Source organism: Flavonifractor sp. An9 (genome assembly GCF_002161245.1).
In the GTDB taxonomy this organism is placed as follows: domain Bacteria; phylum Bacillota; class Clostridia; order Oscillospirales; family Oscillospiraceae; genus Flavonifractor; species Flavonifractor avicola.
This window is the reverse complement of sequence record NZ_NFHC01000007.1, coordinates 88952-106736: the sequence shown is the minus strand read 5'-3', so window position 1 is coordinate 106736 and position 17785 is coordinate 88952. Positions and strand designations below refer to the sequence as shown.

The 17785-nt window shown below is 61.9% G+C and carries 17 protein-coding genes and 1 other annotated feature; of the genes, 8 read left to right on the top strand and 9 right to left on the bottom strand.

What is annotated here, in order from left to right; all coding sequences use genetic code 11:
* Window positions 1-3 precede the first annotated feature (3 nt).
* The 3 genes from B5G40_RS06835 to bilS all read left to right on the top strand — a co-directional run bounded on the left by B5G40_RS06835 (window position 4) and on the right by bilS (window position 1423).
* On the top strand, window positions 4-378 hold the full coding sequence (locus B5G40_RS06835; RefSeq protein ID WP_087267664.1) for an SHOCT domain-containing protein: 375 nt from the start codon (window positions 4-6) through the stop codon (window positions 376-378).
* Window positions 379-388: 10 nt separating this feature from the next.
* Complete coding sequence (gene rnhA / locus B5G40_RS06830; protein ID WP_087267661.1) at window positions 389-826, top strand: ribonuclease HI; 438 nt, start codon at window positions 389-391, stop codon at window positions 824-826.
* 90 nt (window positions 827-916) lie between these two features.
* On the top strand, window positions 917-1423 hold the full coding sequence (gene bilS / locus B5G40_RS06825) for a flavodoxin family protein BilS (RefSeq protein WP_087267658.1): 507 nt from the start codon (window positions 917-919) through the stop codon (window positions 1421-1423).
* Between the two features lie 53 nt (window positions 1424-1476).
* On the opposite strand, the gene B5G40_RS06820 is transcribed toward bilS, so the two are convergent.
* On the bottom strand, window positions 1477-2913 hold the full coding sequence (locus B5G40_RS06820) for a glycine--tRNA ligase (RefSeq protein ID WP_087267655.1): 1437 nt from the start codon (window positions 2911-2913) through the stop codon (window positions 1477-1479).
* A gap of 58 nt (window positions 2914-2971) precedes the next feature.
* Window positions 2972-3179: a binding site (T-box leader), on the bottom strand.
* Between the two features lie 55 nt (window positions 3180-3234).
* Window positions 3235-4434, bottom strand: a complete 1200-nt coding sequence (gene coaBC / locus B5G40_RS06815; protein ID WP_087399153.1) for a bifunctional phosphopantothenoylcysteine decarboxylase/phosphopantothenate--cysteine ligase CoaBC — start codon at window positions 4432-4434, stop codon at window positions 3235-3237.
* A 254-nt stretch (window positions 4435-4688) separates the two neighbouring features.
* Here coaBC and B5G40_RS06810 point away from each other — a divergent pair, with 254 nt between their 5' ends.
* Both B5G40_RS06810 and B5G40_RS06805 read left to right on the top strand, forming a co-directional pair.
* Window positions 4689-5381: an ECF transporter S component gene (locus B5G40_RS06810; protein ID WP_087399152.1), complete on the top strand. Its 693-nt coding sequence runs from the start codon at window positions 4689-4691 to the stop codon at window positions 5379-5381.
* Window position 5382: 1 nt separating this feature from the next.
* Window positions 5383-6120: a type III pantothenate kinase gene (locus B5G40_RS06805; RefSeq protein WP_087399151.1), complete on the top strand. Its 738-nt coding sequence runs from the start codon at window positions 5383-5385 to the stop codon at window positions 6118-6120.
* Between the two features lie 33 nt (window positions 6121-6153).
* Here B5G40_RS06805 and B5G40_RS06800 read toward each other — a convergent pair whose 3' ends face one another.
* Both B5G40_RS06800 and rpsT read right to left on the bottom strand, forming a co-directional pair.
* A complete protein-coding gene (locus B5G40_RS06800) occupies window positions 6154-7023 on the bottom strand; it encodes a YihY/virulence factor BrkB family protein (protein WP_087399150.1) in 870 nt (289 codons plus the stop codon).
* Between the two features lie 135 nt (window positions 7024-7158).
* Window positions 7159-7422: a 30S ribosomal protein S20 gene (gene rpsT / locus B5G40_RS06795; RefSeq protein ID WP_087187261.1), complete on the bottom strand. Its 264-nt coding sequence runs from the start codon at window positions 7420-7422 to the stop codon at window positions 7159-7161.
* A gap of 199 nt (window positions 7423-7621) precedes the next feature.
* Between rpsT and gpr the strand changes: the two genes are divergently transcribed.
* On the top strand, window positions 7622-8524 hold the full coding sequence (gene gpr, locus B5G40_RS06790) for a GPR endopeptidase (RefSeq protein ID WP_087399149.1): 903 nt from the start codon (window positions 7622-7624) through the stop codon (window positions 8522-8524).
* 307 nt (window positions 8525-8831) lie between these two features.
* On the opposite strand, the gene lepA is transcribed toward gpr, so the two are convergent.
* Together lepA and B5G40_RS06780 are read right to left on the bottom strand one after the other, a co-directional pair.
* A complete protein-coding gene (lepA, locus tag B5G40_RS06785; RefSeq protein WP_164496944.1) occupies window positions 8832-10646 on the bottom strand; it encodes a translation elongation factor 4 in 1815 nt (604 codons plus the stop codon).
* A gap of 48 nt (window positions 10647-10694) precedes the next feature.
* On the bottom strand, window positions 10695-11390 hold the full coding sequence (locus B5G40_RS06780; protein WP_087267636.1) for a helix-turn-helix domain-containing protein: 696 nt from the start codon (window positions 11388-11390) through the stop codon (window positions 10695-10697).
* Window positions 11391-11571: 181 nt separating this feature from the next.
* On the opposite strand from B5G40_RS06780, the gene pta reads away from it, so the two are divergent.
* Both pta and B5G40_RS06770 read left to right on the top strand, forming a co-directional pair.
* Window positions 11572-12555, top strand: coding sequence for a phosphate acetyltransferase (gene pta, locus B5G40_RS06775; protein ID WP_087399148.1), 984 nt, complete (start codon window positions 11572-11574; stop codon window positions 12553-12555).
* A gap of 637 nt (window positions 12556-13192) precedes the next feature.
* Window positions 13193-14680: a peptidoglycan DD-metalloendopeptidase family protein gene (locus B5G40_RS06770; RefSeq protein ID WP_087399147.1), complete on the top strand. Its 1488-nt coding sequence runs from the start codon at window positions 13193-13195 to the stop codon at window positions 14678-14680.
* Between the two features lie 58 nt (window positions 14681-14738).
* On the opposite strand, the gene B5G40_RS06765 is transcribed toward B5G40_RS06770, so the two are convergent.
* Genes B5G40_RS06765 through B5G40_RS06755 form a run of 3 tightly spaced genes read right to left on the bottom strand, consistent with a single transcriptional unit; the run spans window position 14739 to window position 17729 of the window.
* The gene (locus B5G40_RS06765; protein ID WP_087399146.1) at window positions 14739-15482 is read right to left on the bottom strand and encodes a 2Fe-2S iron-sulfur cluster-binding protein; all 744 of its coding nucleotides are present in this window, start codon (window positions 15480-15482) and stop codon (window positions 14739-14741) included.
* Entirely contained in the window at window positions 15479-17272 is a 1794-nt protein-coding gene (locus B5G40_RS06760; protein WP_087399145.1) for an NADH-ubiquinone oxidoreductase-F iron-sulfur binding region domain-containing protein, read from the bottom strand. Before B5G40_RS06760 ends, B5G40_RS06765 begins: the two co-directional genes overlap by 4 nt.
* Complete coding sequence (locus tag B5G40_RS06755; RefSeq protein WP_242959311.1) at window positions 17265-17729, bottom strand: complex I 24 kDa subunit family protein; 465 nt, start codon at window positions 17727-17729, stop codon at window positions 17265-17267. The genes B5G40_RS06760 and B5G40_RS06755 overlap by 8 nt, the downstream gene beginning before the upstream one ends.
* Window positions 17730-17785 lie beyond the last annotated feature (56 nt).

Genomic DNA, 17785 nt, shown 5'->3' with positions numbered 1-17785 from the left:
GCCATGTCCAGAAAACGGGTAACTTACCGTCCCAGTAAGACCGGCTCGGTGGCGGGGGGCGTGGTGGGCTGTGTCTTTGTGCTCATCGGCCTGTTCGTCGTCATTCCCCAGTTTGCCATGGTGGGGGGCTTTGGCCTCATCTTCGGCATCTTTTGGACCATCCTTGCCGCTGTCATCGCCGGTACCAACTTCTATTCTGCCTTCGGCAAGAAGTATATCGGCCCCGAGATCCGCATCGAGGAGGAGGGGGTGTCGGTGGACAACCCCAAGGGCACCCCGGAGCAGCGGCTGGAGCAGCTCCAGTCCCTCTATGACCGCCGGCTCATTACCACCGAGGAGTATGAGCAGAAGCGGCAGGAGATTTTGAAGGAGCTGTAATAGGAGAACTATGAAAACAGTTACCATTTACACCGACGGGGCCTGCTCGGGCAATCCCGGCCCCGGCGGGTGGGGGGCCATTCTGCAATATGGGGAGTTCAAAAAGGAACTCTCCGGCGGGGAGGCCCATACCACCAACAACCGTATGGAGCTTACCGGCGTCATCACTGCCCTGAAGGCCCTGAAGGAGCCCTGCATCGTGGAGCTCTACTCCGACTCCAAGTACGTCATTGACGCCCTGGAAAAGGGCTGGGCCCGGGGCTGGAAGGCCCGAGGCTGGGTGAAGGGGGACAAGAAGCCCGCCCTCAACCCGGATCTGTGGGCCACCCTGCTGGACCTGTGCGACTACCACACCGTCCACCTCCACTGGGTCAAAGGCCACGCTGATAACCCGTACAACAACCGCTGCGATGAGCTGGCGGTGACCGAAAGCCGGAAGTATAAGTAGGGGCCGACACCCCAGGGTGGCTTCTCTTGCCCCTTTGGGGCAATTCACCTTCTGCCCACATCGGCCCGTCCATTGTCCAAAGGAGGACCTATGAAAATCGCCATTGTATTTGACAGCCAGACCGGCAACACCGCCCAGGTGGCTCAGGCCATCCGGGAGGCCTGTGAGGGCCACGACATTGTGGCCTTCGGCCCGCCGCCCCAGAACGTGGACCAGGCGGAGCTGGTCTTTGCCGGGTCCTGGACCGACAAGGGTACCCTCACTCCGGCTATGCAGGAATTTTTACATAGCCTGTACGGCAAGCGGGTGGCCATCTTCGGCACCGCCGGTTTCGGCATCTCCGAGCTGTACTTCGCCTCTTTGTCCGACCGCTTCAAGGCGGAGGTCCCCAAGGGCAACCAGGTGGTGAGCAGCTTCTTCTGCACCGGCAAGATGCCCCAGACGGTGAAGGACCGGTACGAGGCCCAGCTGAAGGCCGACCCGGACAACGCCAAGCTGAAATCCATGATCCAGGCCTTTGACCTGGCCCTGACCCACCCGGACCAGAGTGATCTGGACCAGGCCGCCGACTTCGCCCGGGAGGCCATGAAGGCATAAAAAGTAAGAAAAAATCCCTGTTGCGTTAGCAACAGGGATTTTTTTGATGGAAATTAGAACTTCACGCGCTCGGCAATATAAGCCTTGACCTGGTCCATGGGAATGCGCACCTGCTCCATGGAGTCGCGCTCACGGATGGTGACGCAGTTGTCGGCGGGGGTGTTCTCGTCGCCCACGGTCTGGAAGTCCAGGGTGATGCAGAAGGGGGTGCCGATCTCGTCCTGGCGGCGATAGCGCTTGCCGATGGAGCCGGCGTCGTCGTAGTCCACCATGAAGTCGCGGGCCAGCTCATCACGCAGCTGCTGGGCGGGGCCGGCCAGCACTTCCTTCTTGCTCAGGGGCAGCACGGCGCACTTGAAGGGGGCCAGAGCGGGGTGGAGGCGCAGCACGGTGCGGATGTCGTCGTTGCCCTTCTTGTCCTGGCCAACCACTTCCTGATCGAAGGCATCCACCAGGAAGGCCAGGGTCACGCGGTCGGCGCCCAGGGAGGGCTCCACCACGTAGGGGATATAGTGCTCGCCGGTCTCCTGGTCGAAGTAGGTCATATCCTTGCCGGAGACGTTCTGGTGCTGGGTCAGGTCGTAGTCGGTACGGTCGGCCACGCCCCACAGCTCGCCCCAGCCGAAGGGGAAGAGGAACTCGAAGTCGGTGGTGCCCTTGGAGTAGAAGCACAGCTCTTCGGGGCTGTGATCACGCAGCCGCAGGTTCTCCTCCTGCATCCCCAGGCTCAGCAGCCACTCCTTGCAGAAGGAGCGCCAGTACTGGAACCACTCCATGTCGGTGCCCGGCTTGCAGAAGAACTCCAGCTCCATCTGCTCGAACTCACGGGTACGGAAGGTGAAGTTGCCGGGGGTGATCTCGTTGCGGAAGGACTTGCCCACCTGGCACACGCCGAAGGGCAGCTTCTTGCGGGTGGTGCGCTGGATGTTCTGGAAGTTGACAAAAATGCCCTGGGCGGTCTCAGGCCGCAGGTACACGGTGTTCTTGGCGTCCTCGGTGACGCCCTGGAAGGTCTTGAACATCAGGTTGAACTGACGGATGTCGGTGAAGTTGTGCTTGCCGCAGGTGGGGCAGGGGATGTTGTTCTCCTCGATGAAGTTCTTCATTTCCTCCTGGGAGAAGGCGTCGATGGGCTTGGGCAGCTCCACGCTGTTCTCAGCGCACCAGTCCTCGATGAGCTTGTCGGCGCGGAAACGCTCCTTACACTCCTTACAGTCCATCAGAGGATCGGAGAAGCCGCCCAGATGGCCGGAGGCCACCCAGGTCTGGGGGTTCATGAGAATGGCGGCGTCCAGACCCACGTTATAGGGGTTCTCCTGGACGAACTTCTTCCACCAGGCCTTCTTGACGTTGTTCTTCAGCTCCACACCCAGAGGGCCGTAGTCCCAGGTGTTGGCCAGGCCGCCGTAGATCTCGGAGCCGGAGAAGATGAAGCCCCGGCCCTTACACAGGGTGACGATCTGCTCCATGGTCTTTTCGGTGTTTTTCATGTCACATACTCCTTTTGTCTGGCTCAGAACAAAAAATAACGCCCTGAGCCGTTTTTCGGCTCAGGGCGAACAAAATGTCCGTGGTTCCACCTGAATTCGTACCTGGCTGGTACGCTCTTCGTTCCCGGTAACGGCGGGGGACCGGCGGGGCATTGCCTCCCCGCGGCTCACGGGCGCCTTCCCTCCACCTCCGCCGGAGCCTTGCACCGTCCGGCTCCTCTCTGGTGCGGAAACATGGGGGTACTCTTCCCGATCACTGCCTTATCGCGGGCTATTCTATCATTTTTTCCCCCTACCGTCAAGGCAAAAAGGGGGGAATCCTCACCGGCGGCCCATAATTTCGTCCAGCAGGGCGTGGGCGGCCTCCTCCTTGCTCATGAGGGGCAGTTCCTTGGCCCCGTCGGCGGCGATGAGGGTGAGCACGTTGGTGTCCACCCCGAAGCCTGCACCCGCCTGCTTCAGGTTGTTGGCGGCAATGAGGTCGATGTGCTTTTTCTCCAGCTTCTTCTTGGAGTTGGCCACCATGTCCCTCGTTTCCATGGAGAAGCCGCACAGGAACTGGCCGGGCGCCCGGTGCTCACCCAGCCAGGCCAGGATGTCGCTGGTGCGGGCCAGGGGGAGGGATAGATCGGAATCGTTGCCGCTCTTTTTGATCTTGTCCTCCGCCACGGTGGCGGGGCGGTAGTCGGCCACGGCGGCAGCCTTGATGATGATATCCTGGTCGGGGGCACGGCTGGTCACCGCGTCAAACATATCCTGGGCGGACACAATGTCCACCACCTCCATGTAGGGGGGCTTTTTCAGGTTCACCGGCCCGGACACCAGGGTAACCTGGGCGCCCCGGGCGGCGGCGGCTTTGGCGATGGCGTAACCCATCTTGCCGGTGGAGTGGTTGGTGAGATAGCGCACCGGGTCCAGAGCCTCCCGGGTGGGACCGGCGGTGACCAGCACCTTCAGGCCGGACATATCCTTCTCGTGGCTCAGGGCGTGGAGGACGGTCTCCAGCAGATCCTCCGGCTCGGGCATTTTGCCCTTGCCCACGGCCCCGCAGGCCAGACGGCCGCTGGCGGGCTCCACGATCTCCCAGCCGTATTTCCGTAAAATGTCCAGGTTGTCCTGGGTGACGGGGTTCTCGTACATTTTGGTGTTCATGGCGGGGGCGGCGATCTTGGGGCAGTTGCAGGCCAGAATAGTGGTGGTCAGCATATCGTCGGCCAGGCCGTGGGCCAGCTTGGCCAGCACGTTGGCGGTGGCGGGAGCCACCAGCACCAGATCGGCCTGGTCGGCCAGAGCGATGTGCTCCACCTGGAACTGATAGTTGCGGTCGAAGGTGTCCACGCTCACCCGGTTGCCGGTGAGGGACTCAAAGGTGTGGGGACCGATGAACTCGGTGGCATTTTTGGTCATGAGCACCTGGACGTTGGCCCCCTGCTTCACCAGGGCGGAGGCCAGGTTGGCGGATTTGTAGCAGGCGATGCCGCCGGTGACCCCCAGCAGCACGGTTTTTCCTTTTAACTGCATAGCAAGAAGCTCCTTATGATCTGTAGGGACGGCCTTCCGCCGCCGTGATGTGTCCCTCAATTATAGCAGACACAAAGTAAGTTTTCCACATTCCCATTGCATTTTGGGGATAAAACCGCTATAATAGCTCCGGCTGTCCCCGTCGGGGACCGCTGTACTCTCAGGAGACGGCAGGTCCCAGCCCATCGGTGGTCAGTCACCCAAAATATGCGCTGTATCCTCTTAAGAGGAACGGCAGCTGGAGGTAATTGAATATGAAAAAAGCGCTCACCCGGTCTCAGCGGAGCAAGCAGGTGCAGGGTATGGCCATTCTGGCTATGTTTACCGGCATCATCTTTTTGCTCACCTTTACACCCCTGGGTCTTATCGACCTGCCTGTGATCAAGGCCACCATTCTCCATGTGCCGGTCATCATCGGTTCCATTCTGCTGGGGCCCAAGAAGGGCGCGTTCCTGGGAGGAATGTTCGGTCTGTCCAGCATGATCAAAAATACGCTGGTACCCGGTCTTTCCTCCTTTGTGTTTTCCCCCTTCATTCCCGTGCCCGGCCTGGACCGGGGCAGCCCCTGGGCCCTGTTCATCTGCTTTGTGCCCCGTATCCTGGTGGGCGTCACCCCCTGGCTGGTGTACACCCTCATTAAGACCCTCTTCCGCAAGTCCAACGCCGGTATCCAGACGGTTGGCATGGTGATCGCCGGTATTGTGGGCGCGCTCACCAACACCGCCCTGGTCATGGGCTCCATCGGCGTCATCTTCACCGAGGCCTATGCCGCCGCCCAGGGCATCCCCGCCGACGCGGTGCTGGGCTTCATCCTGGGCATTGTGGCCGCCAACGGCGTGCCTGAGGCCATTGTGGCCGCCGTCATCACCCCCGCGGTGTGCGTGCCCATGGTGCGCGCTCTCAAGCTGGAGAAGAAGGCTTCCACCGCTGTGGAGCAGCCTGCCTGAGATGCTGCTGACGGTTGACATCGGCAACACCACCGTTGCCATCGCCGGCCTGCGGGGGGATCGGGTGGCCTTTGTAAAAAAGCTGCCCAGTGACCCCGCTCTGGACTGGACCGCATCTCTCCAAGATCTGCTGGAGGGGGTGGAGGCCCAAGGGGCCGTTCTCTCCTCGGTAGTGCCCGCCCTTACCGGCCCGGTAGGGGAGGGGCTGAACGCCATCACCGGAAAGCCTGTCCTGGTGGTGGACAAAACCACCGATACCGGACTGGATCTCAGCGGCTACGATACCGCCAACCTGGGCATGGACCGGGTGGTGGACTGCGTGGCCGCTCTGGCCCGGTATACCCCTCCGGTGGCCGTTTTTGACATGGGCACCGCCACCACCCTGTCGGTGGTGGACAAGGGCGGCCTCTTCCGGGGCGGCATGATCCTGCCCGGCCTGGCCCTGTCCCTGGAGGCCCTGTCCGCCCGGGCCGCTCAGCTGCCCCCCATCACCCTGTCCACGCCGGAGGGGCTGCTGGGGACAGACACCGTGTCCTGCATGAAGTACGGCGCCCTCTACGGGGCCGCCGGGGCCATCGAGGGCATTGTCAGGCGTCTGGAGGAGGAGCTGGGTCCCCTGACGGTGGTGCTCACCGGCGGCAACAGCACTCTGGTACGCCCTCTGCTCTCCATCTCCACCGCCTGGGAGCCTCACCTGACCTTCCTGGGATTAGCAGAGATTTGGAAACAAAATAACTAATGAAAAAAGCACGCTGCACAGCAGCGTGCTTTTTTATTTCTCTTCTTTTTTCAGATCTTTCAGCAGCTTCAGCTTTTTGTGCTTGTACCACACGCAGTTGAAGATGTTGCCGATGATGAGGATATTGCCGCACAGGTAGAGCCACACCAGCATGATAATGATGGAGGCCAGGGACCCGTACACCAGGGAGTACCGGGAGGACAGGCCGATGAACCAGGAAAACAGGATGGAAAAGACGGAGAGCACCACCGCGGTCAGAAAGGCCCCGGTCATTACCGGCGGGCGTGGTTTGCCCTGGGGGGCGGCCACCCGGTACACCAGCATCACAAAGAGAAACACCAGCAGAAAGAGGAGCAGAAAGCGCATCCACTGCCAATCCCAGGGCAGGGAGTTGGTATCCAGATGGAGCAACCGCTCCGCCGCCTGGAAGAGCCAGCCGCCGGTGAGGAGCACCACCAGGGAGAGAAAGATGGTGACCAGCAGCAGCAGGGCAAAGAGCACGCTGGCGATCACCTGCCGCAGGCCCCGGTAGCCCTTACGGCCGTAAATCTCCTCCATAATGTTCATCAGGGCCCGGAAGGCCGCCGAAGCAAAGAACACCGTCATGAAAACCCCTGCAATGAGCAGGCCGGGAGACTGATTGGTGGTGATATAGCCCACATACTCCATCAGAATATCCCGGGCCGCCCTGGGCAGCAGGGGGGAGGCGGCAGCCAGCACCTCCTCCAGATCCACCGGCAGCAGGCTGATAAATGCATTGATGCAGATGAGCAGCGGGAAAAAGGACAGGATGAGAAAGTAGGCCAGCTCCGCCGCCGAGCGGGAGATGTGCTTGGAGAAATAAATGTCCACCATCTCCAGCACAAATTTCACCGGCTTCTTTTTCAGCAGCTCTTTGGGCATGGGCCCACCTCCCGGACACAGGTTCCTTTTAGATATACCATAAAATGGAAGATATTGCAAGGGGAGAGACCGGCCTGTCCCGTTTGGGCAGCAAAAAACCGCCTGCATGGCAGGCGGTTTCATGTTGACCACAGATTAGGCCAGCTTGTTCAGCTTGATGGTCATGGCGCTCTTCTTGTGCGCAGCGTTGTTCCGGTGCAGCAGACCATGAACCACGGCCTTGTCGACCGCCTTAACGGCCACCTTGTAAGCGCCCTCGGCCTCGCTGCGGTTGCCTTCAGCCAGCGCAGCCTCAAACTTCTTGATGTCGGTCTTGAGAGCGGACTTCGCGGCCTTGTTCTGCATGGCCTTGGTCTCGTTCACCAGGACACGCTTCTTGGCAGATTTAATATTCGGCAAACCAAACACCTCCTCCGATGACGATAGTAAATACACATAGTTTGCCTGTGCATTTTTACATTCTAGCAGGAAGCAAGAGAAATTGCAACAGTTTTTTTTAGGTTTTTTCACTTTTTTTGTATATGGGGCCGCTCTCCGCAAAAAATAGAGGCAAGCAGCATACAAAACACCATATCTTGGGGTGTACAGGAGGACGTATATGGAACAAAGACGGACGGATTTGGCGCTGGAGGCCGCCCAGCTGTGGCGGGAGGGGGGCAATACCGGGGAGCTGCCCGGCGTGACTCAGGAGGAATCCACCCGGGAGGGCTACCCGGTGACCACAGTCAAAGTGTTGGACGACCGGGGGGCAAAGGCCATCGGCAAGCCGGTGGGCACCTACGTGACGGTGGACCTGTCGGCTCTGGTCCGCCGGGAGGAGGACGCCTTCGGCCGGGCGGCCCGGGCGGTGGCGGCGGAGCTGTCCGCTCTGCTCAAGCTGCCGGAAGGGGCCCCTGCCCTGGTGGTGGGGCTGGGCAACCGGGCTATCACCCCGGACAACATCGGACCCGCCGCCGCCGACCACACCATGGTCACCCGCCATCTGGTGGAGCAGGTGCCGGAGCACTTCGGCTCCTTCCGGCCGGTGGCCGCTCTGGCGGCGGGAGTGCTGGGCACCACCGGCGTGGAGAGCGGGGAGCTGGTGCGGGCGGTGACCGAGAAGATCCGCCCCTCCTGCGTCATTGCGGTGGACGCCCTGGCCTCCCGCAGCCTGAGCCGGGTGTGTACCACCGTCCAGCTGGCCGATACCGGCATCACCCCCGGCTCCGGGGTGGGCAACGCCCGGGCGGCTCTGGACCGGGCCAGCCTGGGGGTGCCCGTTATTGCCGTGGGGGTGCCCACGGTGGTGGACGGGGCCACCCTGGCCGCCGACTTGCTGGCTGAGGCGGGCCAGGCCCATCTGGACCCCCAGGCCCTTCAGGGGGCGGGGGAGGGGCTGATGGTCACCCCCAGGGACATCGACGCCCGGGTCACCGACCTGGCCAAGGTGGTGGGGTTCGGCATCAACCTGGCCCTCCAGACCGGCCTGACGGTGGAGGATGTGGAGCTGTTCCTCAGCTGAGGAGGCGGATACAAAAAAGACCTGCTGCAATCATGCAGCAGGTCTTTTGCCTTATTCTTCGTCCAATTTAAGCACGGCCATAAACGCCTCTGTCGGGATCTGAACCGTACCAAGGCTCCGCATCTTCTTCTTGCCCGCCCCACAAAGAGTTTGCTCTTTGTGGGGACCCCATTTTATTTCATATGCTCGGCGGAAGTGAATTCCGCCTGCGCCAAGGTTTTGGGACGTTGCCCCAAAACGCTTGTACGGCGCACAGCGCCGCCCCGCCTTGCGGGGCCCCGGAGGGCAACAAGAAGATGCTTTTCGTTTACTCCTCGTCCAGCTTAAGCACAGCCATGAACGCCTCTGTCGGAATCTGAACCGTACCAAGGCTCCGCATCTTCTTCTTGCCCTCTTTCTGCTTTTCCAGCAGCTTCTTCTTACGGGTGATGTCGCCGCCGTAGCACTTGGCCAGCACGTCCTTGCGCATGGCCTTCACGGTTTCCCGGGCAATGACCTTGCCGCCGATGGCGGCCTGGACCGGGACCTCAAAGAGCTGACGGGGGATGTTCTCCTTCAGCTTCTCGCACAGCCGCCGGGCACGGGGATAGGCCTTGTCCTTGTGGGCGATGAAGGAGAGGGCGTCCACCTGGTCGCCGTTGAGGAGCATATCCACCTTCACCAGCTCGGAGGGCTCGTACCGGTCCATTTCGTAGTCCAGAGAGGCGTAGCCCTTGGTGCGGGCCTTCAGGGTGTCGAAGAAATCGTAGATGATCTCGCCCAGAGGCATGGAGTAGTGGAGCTCCACCAGATTGGTGTCCAGATACTGCATATCCTTGTACTCGCCCCGGCGCTCCTGGCACATGGGCATGATGTTGCCCACATAGTCGGGGGGAGAGACGATGGATACCTTGGCGTAGGGCTCCTCCGCCATTTCAATGACGGCGGGATCGGGGTAGTTGTGGGGGTTATCCACCATGACCACGCTGCCGTCGGTCTTGGTGATGCGGTAAATGACGGAGGGCAGGGTGGTAATCAGGTCCAGGTCAAACTCCCGCTCCAGCCGCTCCTGGATGATCTCCATATGGAGCATCCCCAAAAAGCCGCAGCGGAAGCCGAAGCCCAGAGCCACGGAGGATTCCGGCTCGAAGGACAGGGAGGCGTCGTTGAGCTGGAGCTTCTCCAGGGCGTCCCGCAGGTCGGGGTACTTGGAGCCGTCCTCGGTGTAGATGCCGCAGTACACCATGGCCCGGGCGGGGCGGTAGCCGGGCAGAGGCTGGTTGGCGGGAGAATCGGCGCCGGTGATGGTGTCGCCCACCTGGGTGTCCTTCACGTTCTTGATGGAGGCGGTGAAGTAGCCCACCTCGCCGGCGATGAGCTCCTTGCAGCTCTCCATGCCCAGGGGGAGCAGGTGACCGCACTCCAGCACCTGATAAGTGGCGCCGGAGGCCATCAGCTTCACGTTCATGCCGGTCTTAATGGTGCCTTCCATCACCCGGAAGTAGACGATGACGCCCCGGTAGGCGTCGTACTGGCTGTCAAAGATCAGGGCCTTCAGGGGGGCATTGGGGTCCCCCTTGGGGGCGGGGACGTTCTTCACGATGTCCTCCAGCACGGCGGGGATATTGATGCCCACCTTGGCGGAGATCTCGGGGGCGTCCTGAGCGGGGATGCCGATGATATTCTCGATCTCGTCCTTTACCCGCTGGGGGTCGGCGGCGGGCAGGTCGATCTTGTTGACCACCGGCAGGATCTCCAGGTCGTGCTCCATGGCCAGGTAGGTGTTGGCCAGGGTCTGGGCCTCAATGCCTTGGGCGGCGTCCACCACCAGAATGGCGCCCTCGCAGGCGGCCAGGGACCGGGACACCTCGTAGTTGAAGTCCACATGGCCGGGGGTGTCGATGAGGTTGAGCTCGTAGGTGTTGCCGTCCTCGGCGGCGTAGTTGAGCTTGACGGCCCGGGCCTTGATGGTGATGCCCCGCTCCTTCTCCAGATCCATGTTGTCCAGCAGCTGGGACTCCATCTCCCGGGCGGTGACGGCGTTGCACTGCTCGATCAGCCGGTCGGACAGGGTACTCTTACCATGATCAATATGGGCAATAATCGAAAAGTTACGGATTTTGGATTGGTCGGTCAAGGTCATACCTCCCGTAATGATGTGATTTTGGTGATGGGGTGGGGGGAAGGTCTGTTACTTCTCCCGGCGCTCTGCCGTCCGGCGGTTGATGCGCTCGCCGGTATTGTGGATGATCTGGAGCAGGGACTGGTACAGGCCGGGATAGTTCTCCATCAGGGCGTCGTTGTTCATGGGAGGGAAGTTGCCCTTGTCCTTGACGTGGGCGGCCAGGGCCTCGGTGTAGTCGGCCTCGGCGCAGATCATGTCGGCAAAGGGCACCCCGGCGGTGAACTGCCGGGCGGGGACGGAGAAAAAGTCCTCGTTCTGGGTGCCGTCCGCCCGGTAGAGGTGGCGGAACAGCTTATAGATGGCGGTGCCCAGATAGTCGGCGGCGGCGTTGATGGCCTCCTTCTTGCCGGTCTTGCCCAGCAGGTCGAAGAGCACGCCGGTGGAGTTGACCAGCAGCTTCTTGTTCAGGGTGGCCAGGATGGAGCCGTGGAGCACGTTGTCCTTCTCGGTGGAGTAGTCGTACAGCTCCTCGGCGGCGATGGTGGTGCCGTCCCGGCTCAGGGTCCGGCCCAGCAGGAAGTCGGCGGATACGTTGTAGTAGTTGCAGGCCTTGATGACGAAGGCCAGGCCGGGCTCCCGGACGCCGTTTTCATAGTGGGACAGCAGCGCCTGGCTGATGCCCAGGTCCTTGGCCACCGCCCGCTGAGACGCGCCCTTCTCCTGCCGCAGCAGAGACAGGCAGCGGGAAAAATCAGAAGTCATAGCACACCTCTCCTAAAAAACAGTGTGTATAGTATAATTGCAAAAATACCAAAAGTAAAGCGGATTTTTCCACAATATTTTTTCGCACTGGTCCTTGTGATTGTCCTGAGAGCAGGTGTATAATAGCTATACCGCCAAGTATTTGGCAAAAGTACGGAACTTTGAATTGGAGGAGATTCCCATGGCTATTCATATGTTTCAGACCCTGATTGACACTCTGAAGAAGAGCCCCAAGCGCATCGTGTTCACCGAGGGCACCGACCCCCGTATCCTGGAAGCCAGCGCCCGTCTGCTGGCCGGTACCTTCCTGACTCCTGTGCTCATCGGCAACGAGGAGGAGGTCAAGGCCGCTGCTGAGGAGACCGGCTACAACATCCGGGGCGCCGAGATCATTGACCCCGCCACCTATCCCGAGATGGATAAGCTGGTGGACGCCATGGTGGAGCTGCGTAAGGGCAAGATGACTCCAGACGAGTGCCGCGCTGCTCTGAAGAAGGGCAACTACTTCGGCACTATGCTGGTGAAGATGGGCGTGGCCGACTGCCTGCTGGGCGGCGCCACCTACTCCACCGCCGACACCGTCCGTCCCGCCCTGCAGCTGATCAAGACCAAGCCCGGCAACAAGATCGTGTCCTCCTGCTTCATCCTGGTCCGTGAGGGCGTGGGCGAGAACACCGTGCTGGCCATGGGCGACTGCGCCATCAACATCGACCCCACCGAGGACGAGCTGGTGGAGATCACCACCGAGGTGGCCCACTGTGCCCGTACCTTCGGCATCGACCCCAAGGTGGCCATGCTGAGCTACTCCACCAAGGGCTCCGGCAAGGGCGAGACCGTGGACAAGATGCGCCACGCCTACGAGAAGGTGATGGCCACCAATCCCGACTTTGCCGTGGACGGCGAGCTCCAGTTTGACGCCGCCGTGTCCCCCAAGGTGGGCCAGCTCAAGTGCCCCGGCTCCCCTGTGGCCGGCTACGCCAACACCTTTATTTTCCCCAACATCAACGCCGGCAACATCGGCTACAAGATCGCCCAGCGTCTGGGCGGCTTCGACGCCTACGGCCCCGTGCTGCTGGGCCTGAATGCCCCCATCAACGACCTGTCCCGCGGCTGCAACGCCCAGGAGGTCTACTCCATGGCCATTATCACCGCGGCTCTGGCCTAATTGACTACTTAATGAAAAACCGGAGCGCTCTCAGGGGCGCTCCGGTCTTTTTATGGCCATGGAGGAGACCTCCGTCCCGCCTGGGGCGGGACCGGCGCCTGCGCCGCCAAGTGTTTTGTGTCCTTGGCACAAAACCTTGATGCCGGGGCAATTCATTTGCCCCGAGCAGATGTCAAAATTGGGATCCCCGCAGGCCGTTGGCCTGTGGGGCCTACTCCATGGCCATTATCACCGCGGCTCTGGCCTAATTGACTACTTAATGAAAAACCGGAGCGCTCTCAGGGGCGCTCCGGTTTTTGTTATATAACCGTATTCGTAGGGGCGGCCTTTGTGGCCACCCGCTTTCTCCGGCGATGTGACGAAATATTAAAAAGGATACCGGGGCCAAAACAGCCGGTCTTGGGGGTGGGGCGGTCCCTTTTTTATTCTGTCCACCAGATGTCGTGGTGTGAAAATTCCTTTCTCCACAGGGAGAGAAACTGTTCGCTTTTCCCGGAAAGCCTTGACTTTTGGATCAGATGCGTGTATCATTACGACTGTAACCATTTGTAACCTTTTCGTTTCCGGCTGTTACCGATCGGATACAGACCGGATACAGACTCATTGATATTCCACGATATAGGAGGGGAATCCCCCCATGGACGAGATCCTTCATATTCCTCAGGAACGGGAGGCTGAGCGCCTGACCGCCCGGCTGCGGGCCAAGGCTCAGGCTGCCGGCGACGCCATCCGCGTTGGCGCCAAGCGGCTCCAGCACTGGGCCGACGCCGCCACTGCCGGCGGCGGCCGCATTGTCAGCCCGTTCCACTTCCTGGCTGTGGCCGCCGTTGTGGGCGTGGCCGCTGTGGTCACCTCCGTTTACACCCCCGCCTATGTGGTGGAGATGAACGGCGTGGCTCTGGGCACCGTCACCTCTCCTCAGGTCTTTGAGGACGCGGTGGATCGGGTAGAGGCCCGGGCCACGCAGATCCTGGGATATGACTACACTCTGGACGGTGATATTACCTACTCCTTCGCCCTGGTTGAGCAGGAGAACATTACCCCCGCCGCTGAGTTTGAGACCTATCTCTTCGATCAGATCGGCGACGTGATGAAGAACTATGTGCTCACCGTCAACGGCCAGTTTATCGGCGCCGCCCAGGACCGTGAGACTCTGGATATCGTTCTGGACCAGGTGAAGGCCCCCTATATCAATGAGAACACCATCTCCGCCGAGTTTACCTCCGGCGTGTACATCACCCACGAGTACACCGCCTCCGACGTCAACCAGGATGCCGACGCCATGGTGGCCGCCCTCACCGCCAATCAGAACGGCCAGACCACCTATGAGGTGCAGCAGGGCGATACCTTTGTGGACATCGCCGTGGCCAACGGCATGACCCTGTCCGAGCTGGAGGCCCTCAACCCCGGTGTGGACAGCAGCCGCATTTACATCGGTCAGATCGTCAACGTGAAGGAAGAGATCCCCTTCCTGTCCGTTAAGACGGTGGATCACGTGACCTACACCGAGGAGATTGCCTGCCCTGTGGTGGAAGTGGAGGATGACTCCATGTACCAGGGTGAGTCCAAGGTGCTGGACGCCGGTACCCCCGGCGAGCAGGTGGCCACCGCCGATGTGTCCTACCTCAACGGCGTGGAGCAGGAGCGCACGGTGCTGGAGACCCAGGTCACCCGTGAGGCCACCAACAAGGTCATCGCGGTGGGCACCAAGGTGCGGCCCTCCTGGCTGCCTACCGGCACTTACATCTGGCCGGTGTACGGCAACATCACCTCCAGCTTTGGTTACCGCTCCATCTTCGGCTCCTACAGCTACCACAGCGGTCTGGACATCGCCACCTCCTACGGCACCACCATCAAGGCCGCCGACGGCGGCACCGTGGTGTGGTCGGGTACCGGTACCGGCAGCTACTGGAGCTACGGCAACTATGTGGTCATCGACCACGGCAACGGCGTGCGCACCCTGTACGCCCACTGCTCCAGCCTGCTGGTCTCCACCGGCGACAAGGTGTACCAGGGCCAGCCCATCGCCCGTGTGGGTTCCACCGGCCGGTCCACCGGCAACCACTGCCACTTTGAGATACAGATCAACGGCACCGCCGTCAACCCCCTGGCCTACCTGGGGTAAGATCATCAAACATAAAAAGCCCGGCGCGTCATACGACGCGCCGGGCTTTTTTGTGCTGTTATTGGTCTCCGTAGGTGTGGGCCAGCACCTGGGCCAGGGCGGCCTTCCGGCAGCGCTCACACAGCGTCTCCGGCTCCTCGCCCGCCTTTTGGGCGGCCAGGGCCAGTTCCTCCGCCGTGCCGATGACCGCGCCGCACCGGGCGCACCGCACCAGGGTAAAGGTCTTGCCCCAGATGGTGCGGGTGTCCGCCGTCTCGGTGAGAGGGATGGCGTCGGTGGGGCACACGCTGGCGCAGGAGCCGCAGCCCACGCACACCGGGCTCTCGTCGTGGTAGGGGGTGGCCACCTCCTTGGTGACCCCCCGGTTGACCGTGGAGATGGCCCCCACGCTCAGCTCGGCGCAGGCCCGGGTACACAGCCCGCACAGGATACACTTGCCGCTGTCCACCGGCTTGAGCCGCTCCAGCGGGGGCGCGCCGTAGTGGGTACACATCTGGGCAATCAGTTCACTGTCGGGGGCTCGCTTGCGGAGGAGGGACAGAATCATCCCCCGCTGACTGCGGATCTTGTCGCTGTCGGTGGATACGGTACACTCCCGCTCCACCGGGTAGACGCAGGACACCACGATTTTGGGGCCCTTGCCCTCGTCCACCTCCACAATGCACACCCGGCAGCAGCCCTGACCGGGCAGGGCCTCGTGGTGGCACAGGGTGGGGATGTAGATGCCGTTGCGCCGGGCCACCTGGAGGAGAAATTCCCCCTTCTCACAGCTGCACTGCTTTCCGTCTATGGTAATGATCATCCCGCCACCTTGCCTTTCGTCTCCACCGCGCCGAACTTGCAGGCCTCCCGGCAGGAGCCGCAGGCGATGCACCGGGCGGGGTCAATGACATGGGGCTCCTTCACGCCGCCGGAGATGGCCCCGGCGGGGCAGGCCCGGCTACAGGCCCCGCAGCCCACGCACTTGTCTTTCTCAATGGCAAAGCTGGTGAGGGCGGTACACACTCCCGCCGGACAGCGGTGCTCCAGAATGTGGGCCTCGTACTCCTGCCGGAAATACTTCAGGGTGGTGAGCACCGGGTTGGGGGCCGACTTGCCCAGGGCGCACAGGGAGCTGTCCGCCAGGGTGTGGCACAGCTCCTCCAGCAGGTCCAGGTCGCTGAGCTGCCCCTTGCCCTGACAGATGTCGGTGAGGATGGCCAGAATATGCCTCAAGCCCTCCCGGCAGGGGGTACACTTGCCGCAGGATTCCTCCGAGAGGAACTTTACATAATACCGGGCCACCTCAACCATGCAGCTGCGGTCGTCCATAACGATCATGCCGCCGGAGCCCATCATGGCCCCGTGGCTTTTCAGGGTGTCGAAGTCCACCGGCAGGTCCAGCAGCTCCTCGGGAATGCACCCGCCGGAGGGGCCGCCGGTCTGCACCGCCTTGAAGGGGCGATCCCCCTGGATGCCGCCGCCGATGTCGAAGATCAGGTGGCGGAGGGTGGCCCCCATGGGCACCTCCACCAGGCCGGTGCGCTTCACCTTGCCCACCATGGAGAACACCTTGGTGCCCTTGGACCCATCGGTGCCCAGCTTGGCAAATTCCGCTCCGCCCCGGTCCAGAATCACCGGGATGTTGGCGAAGGTCTCCACGTTGTTGAGGACCGTGGGCTGGTCCCACAGGCCCCGCTGCACCGAGCGGATGTACTTGGCCCGGGGTTCGCCCACCCGGCCAGCCACCGACGCCATCAGCGCCGTGGACTCGCCGCACACGAAAGCGCCGCCGCCTCTGACAACGGAGAGTTTTAATTTCTTGTCAGATCCCAAGATGTGATCACCTAAAATGCCCGCCGCCTCGGCGTTGGCGATGGCTTCCTTAATGTGGGCCACCGCCAGGGCGTACTCGTCCCGGATGTAGAGGAAGCCGGTCTCCGCCCCGATAGCCAGGGCGCAGATGGCCATGCCCTCCAGCACACTGTGGGGGTCTCCCTCCAGAATGGAACCGTCCATGAAGGCGCCGGGGTCGCCCTCGTCGCCGTTGCACACCACATACTTGGGGAAGTTGTCATACCCGGCGGCGGTGCGCCACTTCCGGCCGGTGGGGAAGCCGGCGCCCCCCCGGCCCCGGAGGCCGGACAGCTCCACCTGGGTGATGATCTCATCGGGGGTCATGGCAAGGGCCTTTTTCAGGGCGCTGTACCCGCCGCGGTTGACATAATCTTCAATGCTGGCGGGGGAGATGATGCCCACGTTCCGCAGGGCCACCTTCACCTGGGGGGCGAAGAAGGGATTGTCCTCCCGGCGGGTGACCGGCTGGCCGGCGTCGTTTTTGGCCAGCAGCCGGGTGACAGGCTGACCCTGTTCCACCGTCTGGGTCACGATCTCGGCGGCGTCGGCGGGCTTGACTTTGTAGTAGGTGATGTCGTCGGGGAGTATCCGCACCATGGGGCCGTTTTCGCAGAACCCCTGGCAGCCGGTCTCCTTGACGAAACACTCCACCTGATGGCCGGTGCCCGCCAGCAGAGTGCGGAAGGCCTCCGCCACCTTGGCGCTGCCGTTGGCCAGGCAGCCGGTGCCGCAGCACACCAATACCGTTTTACTCATGGCCTTCCACCTCCCGGTACTGGTCCAGAATTTTGGGCAGCTTCTCCAGGGTCACCCGCCCGTAGTAGGTGCCGTCCACCACCATCACCGGGGCCAGGGCGCAGGAGCCCAGGCAGTTCACCAGCTCCAGGGAGAACAGCCCGTCCTCCGAGGTCTCCCCGGCGTCGATGCTCAGCAGCCGCCGCACCCCGTCCAGCAGGGTGGTGGAGCCCCGGATGTGGCAGGCGGTGCCGTCGCACAGCTTGATGATGTGCCTGCCCTTGGGCTTGAGGCTCAGGGCCTTGTAGAAGGTGGCCATGGCGTACAGGGAGGACAGGGGACAGCCCAGATAGGCCGCCAGGGCCTCCATGCCCTCCCGGGGGATGTAGTTGAATTTATGCTGCATATCCTGGAGCATGGCCAGGCTGAACCGCTGCTCCGGGGGATAGGCCTGTAAGATGGCCTGAATGTCCTCCATGGGGATATCCATATGGGTTTCACCGCCTTTTTTGGGTTTGGCGGGGGAGCGGGGGC

Excerpts from the sequence above, each read along its gene's own strand:
- B5G40_RS06835 (WP_087267664.1), top strand. The coding sequence starts at position 4 with ATGTCCAGAAAACGGGTAACTTACCGTCCCAGTAAGACCGGCTCGGTG.
- rnhA (WP_087267661.1), top strand. The coding sequence starts at position 389 with ATGAAAACAGTTACCATTTACACCGACGGGGCCTGCTCGGGCAATCCC.
- bilS (WP_087267658.1), top strand. The coding sequence starts at position 917 with ATGAAAATCGCCATTGTATTTGACAGCCAGACCGGCAACACCGCCCAG.
- B5G40_RS06820 (WP_087267655.1), bottom strand. The coding sequence starts at position 2,913 with ATGAAAAACACCGAAAAGACCATGGAGCAGATCGTCACCCTGTGTAAG.
- coaBC (WP_087399153.1), bottom strand. The coding sequence starts at position 4,434 with ATGCAGTTAAAAGGAAAAACCGTGCTGCTGGGGGTCACCGGCGGCATC.
- B5G40_RS06810 (WP_087399152.1), top strand. The coding sequence starts at position 4,689 with ATGAAAAAAGCGCTCACCCGGTCTCAGCGGAGCAAGCAGGTGCAGGGT.
- B5G40_RS06805 (WP_087399151.1), top strand. The coding sequence starts at position 5,383 with ATGCTGCTGACGGTTGACATCGGCAACACCACCGTTGCCATCGCCGGC.
- B5G40_RS06800 (WP_087399150.1), bottom strand. The coding sequence starts at position 7,023 with ATGCCCAAAGAGCTGCTGAAAAAGAAGCCGGTGAAATTTGTGCTGGAG.
- gpr (WP_087399149.1), top strand. The coding sequence starts at position 7,622 with ATGGAACAAAGACGGACGGATTTGGCGCTGGAGGCCGCCCAGCTGTGG.
- lepA (WP_164496944.1), bottom strand. The coding sequence starts at position 10,646 with ATGACCTTGACCGACCAATCCAAAATCCGTAACTTTTCGATTATTGCC.
- B5G40_RS06780 (WP_087267636.1), bottom strand. The coding sequence starts at position 11,390 with ATGACTTCTGATTTTTCCCGCTGCCTGTCTCTGCTGCGGCAGGAGAAG.
- pta (WP_087399148.1), top strand. The coding sequence starts at position 11,572 with ATGGCTATTCATATGTTTCAGACCCTGATTGACACTCTGAAGAAGAGC.
- B5G40_RS06770 (WP_087399147.1), top strand. The coding sequence starts at position 13,193 with ATGGACGAGATCCTTCATATTCCTCAGGAACGGGAGGCTGAGCGCCTG.
- B5G40_RS06765 (WP_087399146.1), bottom strand. The coding sequence starts at position 15,482 with ATGATCATTACCATAGACGGAAAGCAGTGCAGCTGTGAGAAGGGGGAA.
- B5G40_RS06760 (WP_087399145.1), bottom strand. The coding sequence starts at position 17,272 with ATGAGTAAAACGGTATTGGTGTGCTGCGGCACCGGCTGCCTGGCCAAC.
- B5G40_RS06755 (WP_242959311.1), bottom strand. The coding sequence starts at position 17,729 with ATGGAGGACATTCAGGCCATCTTACAGGCCTATCCCCCGGAGCAGCGG.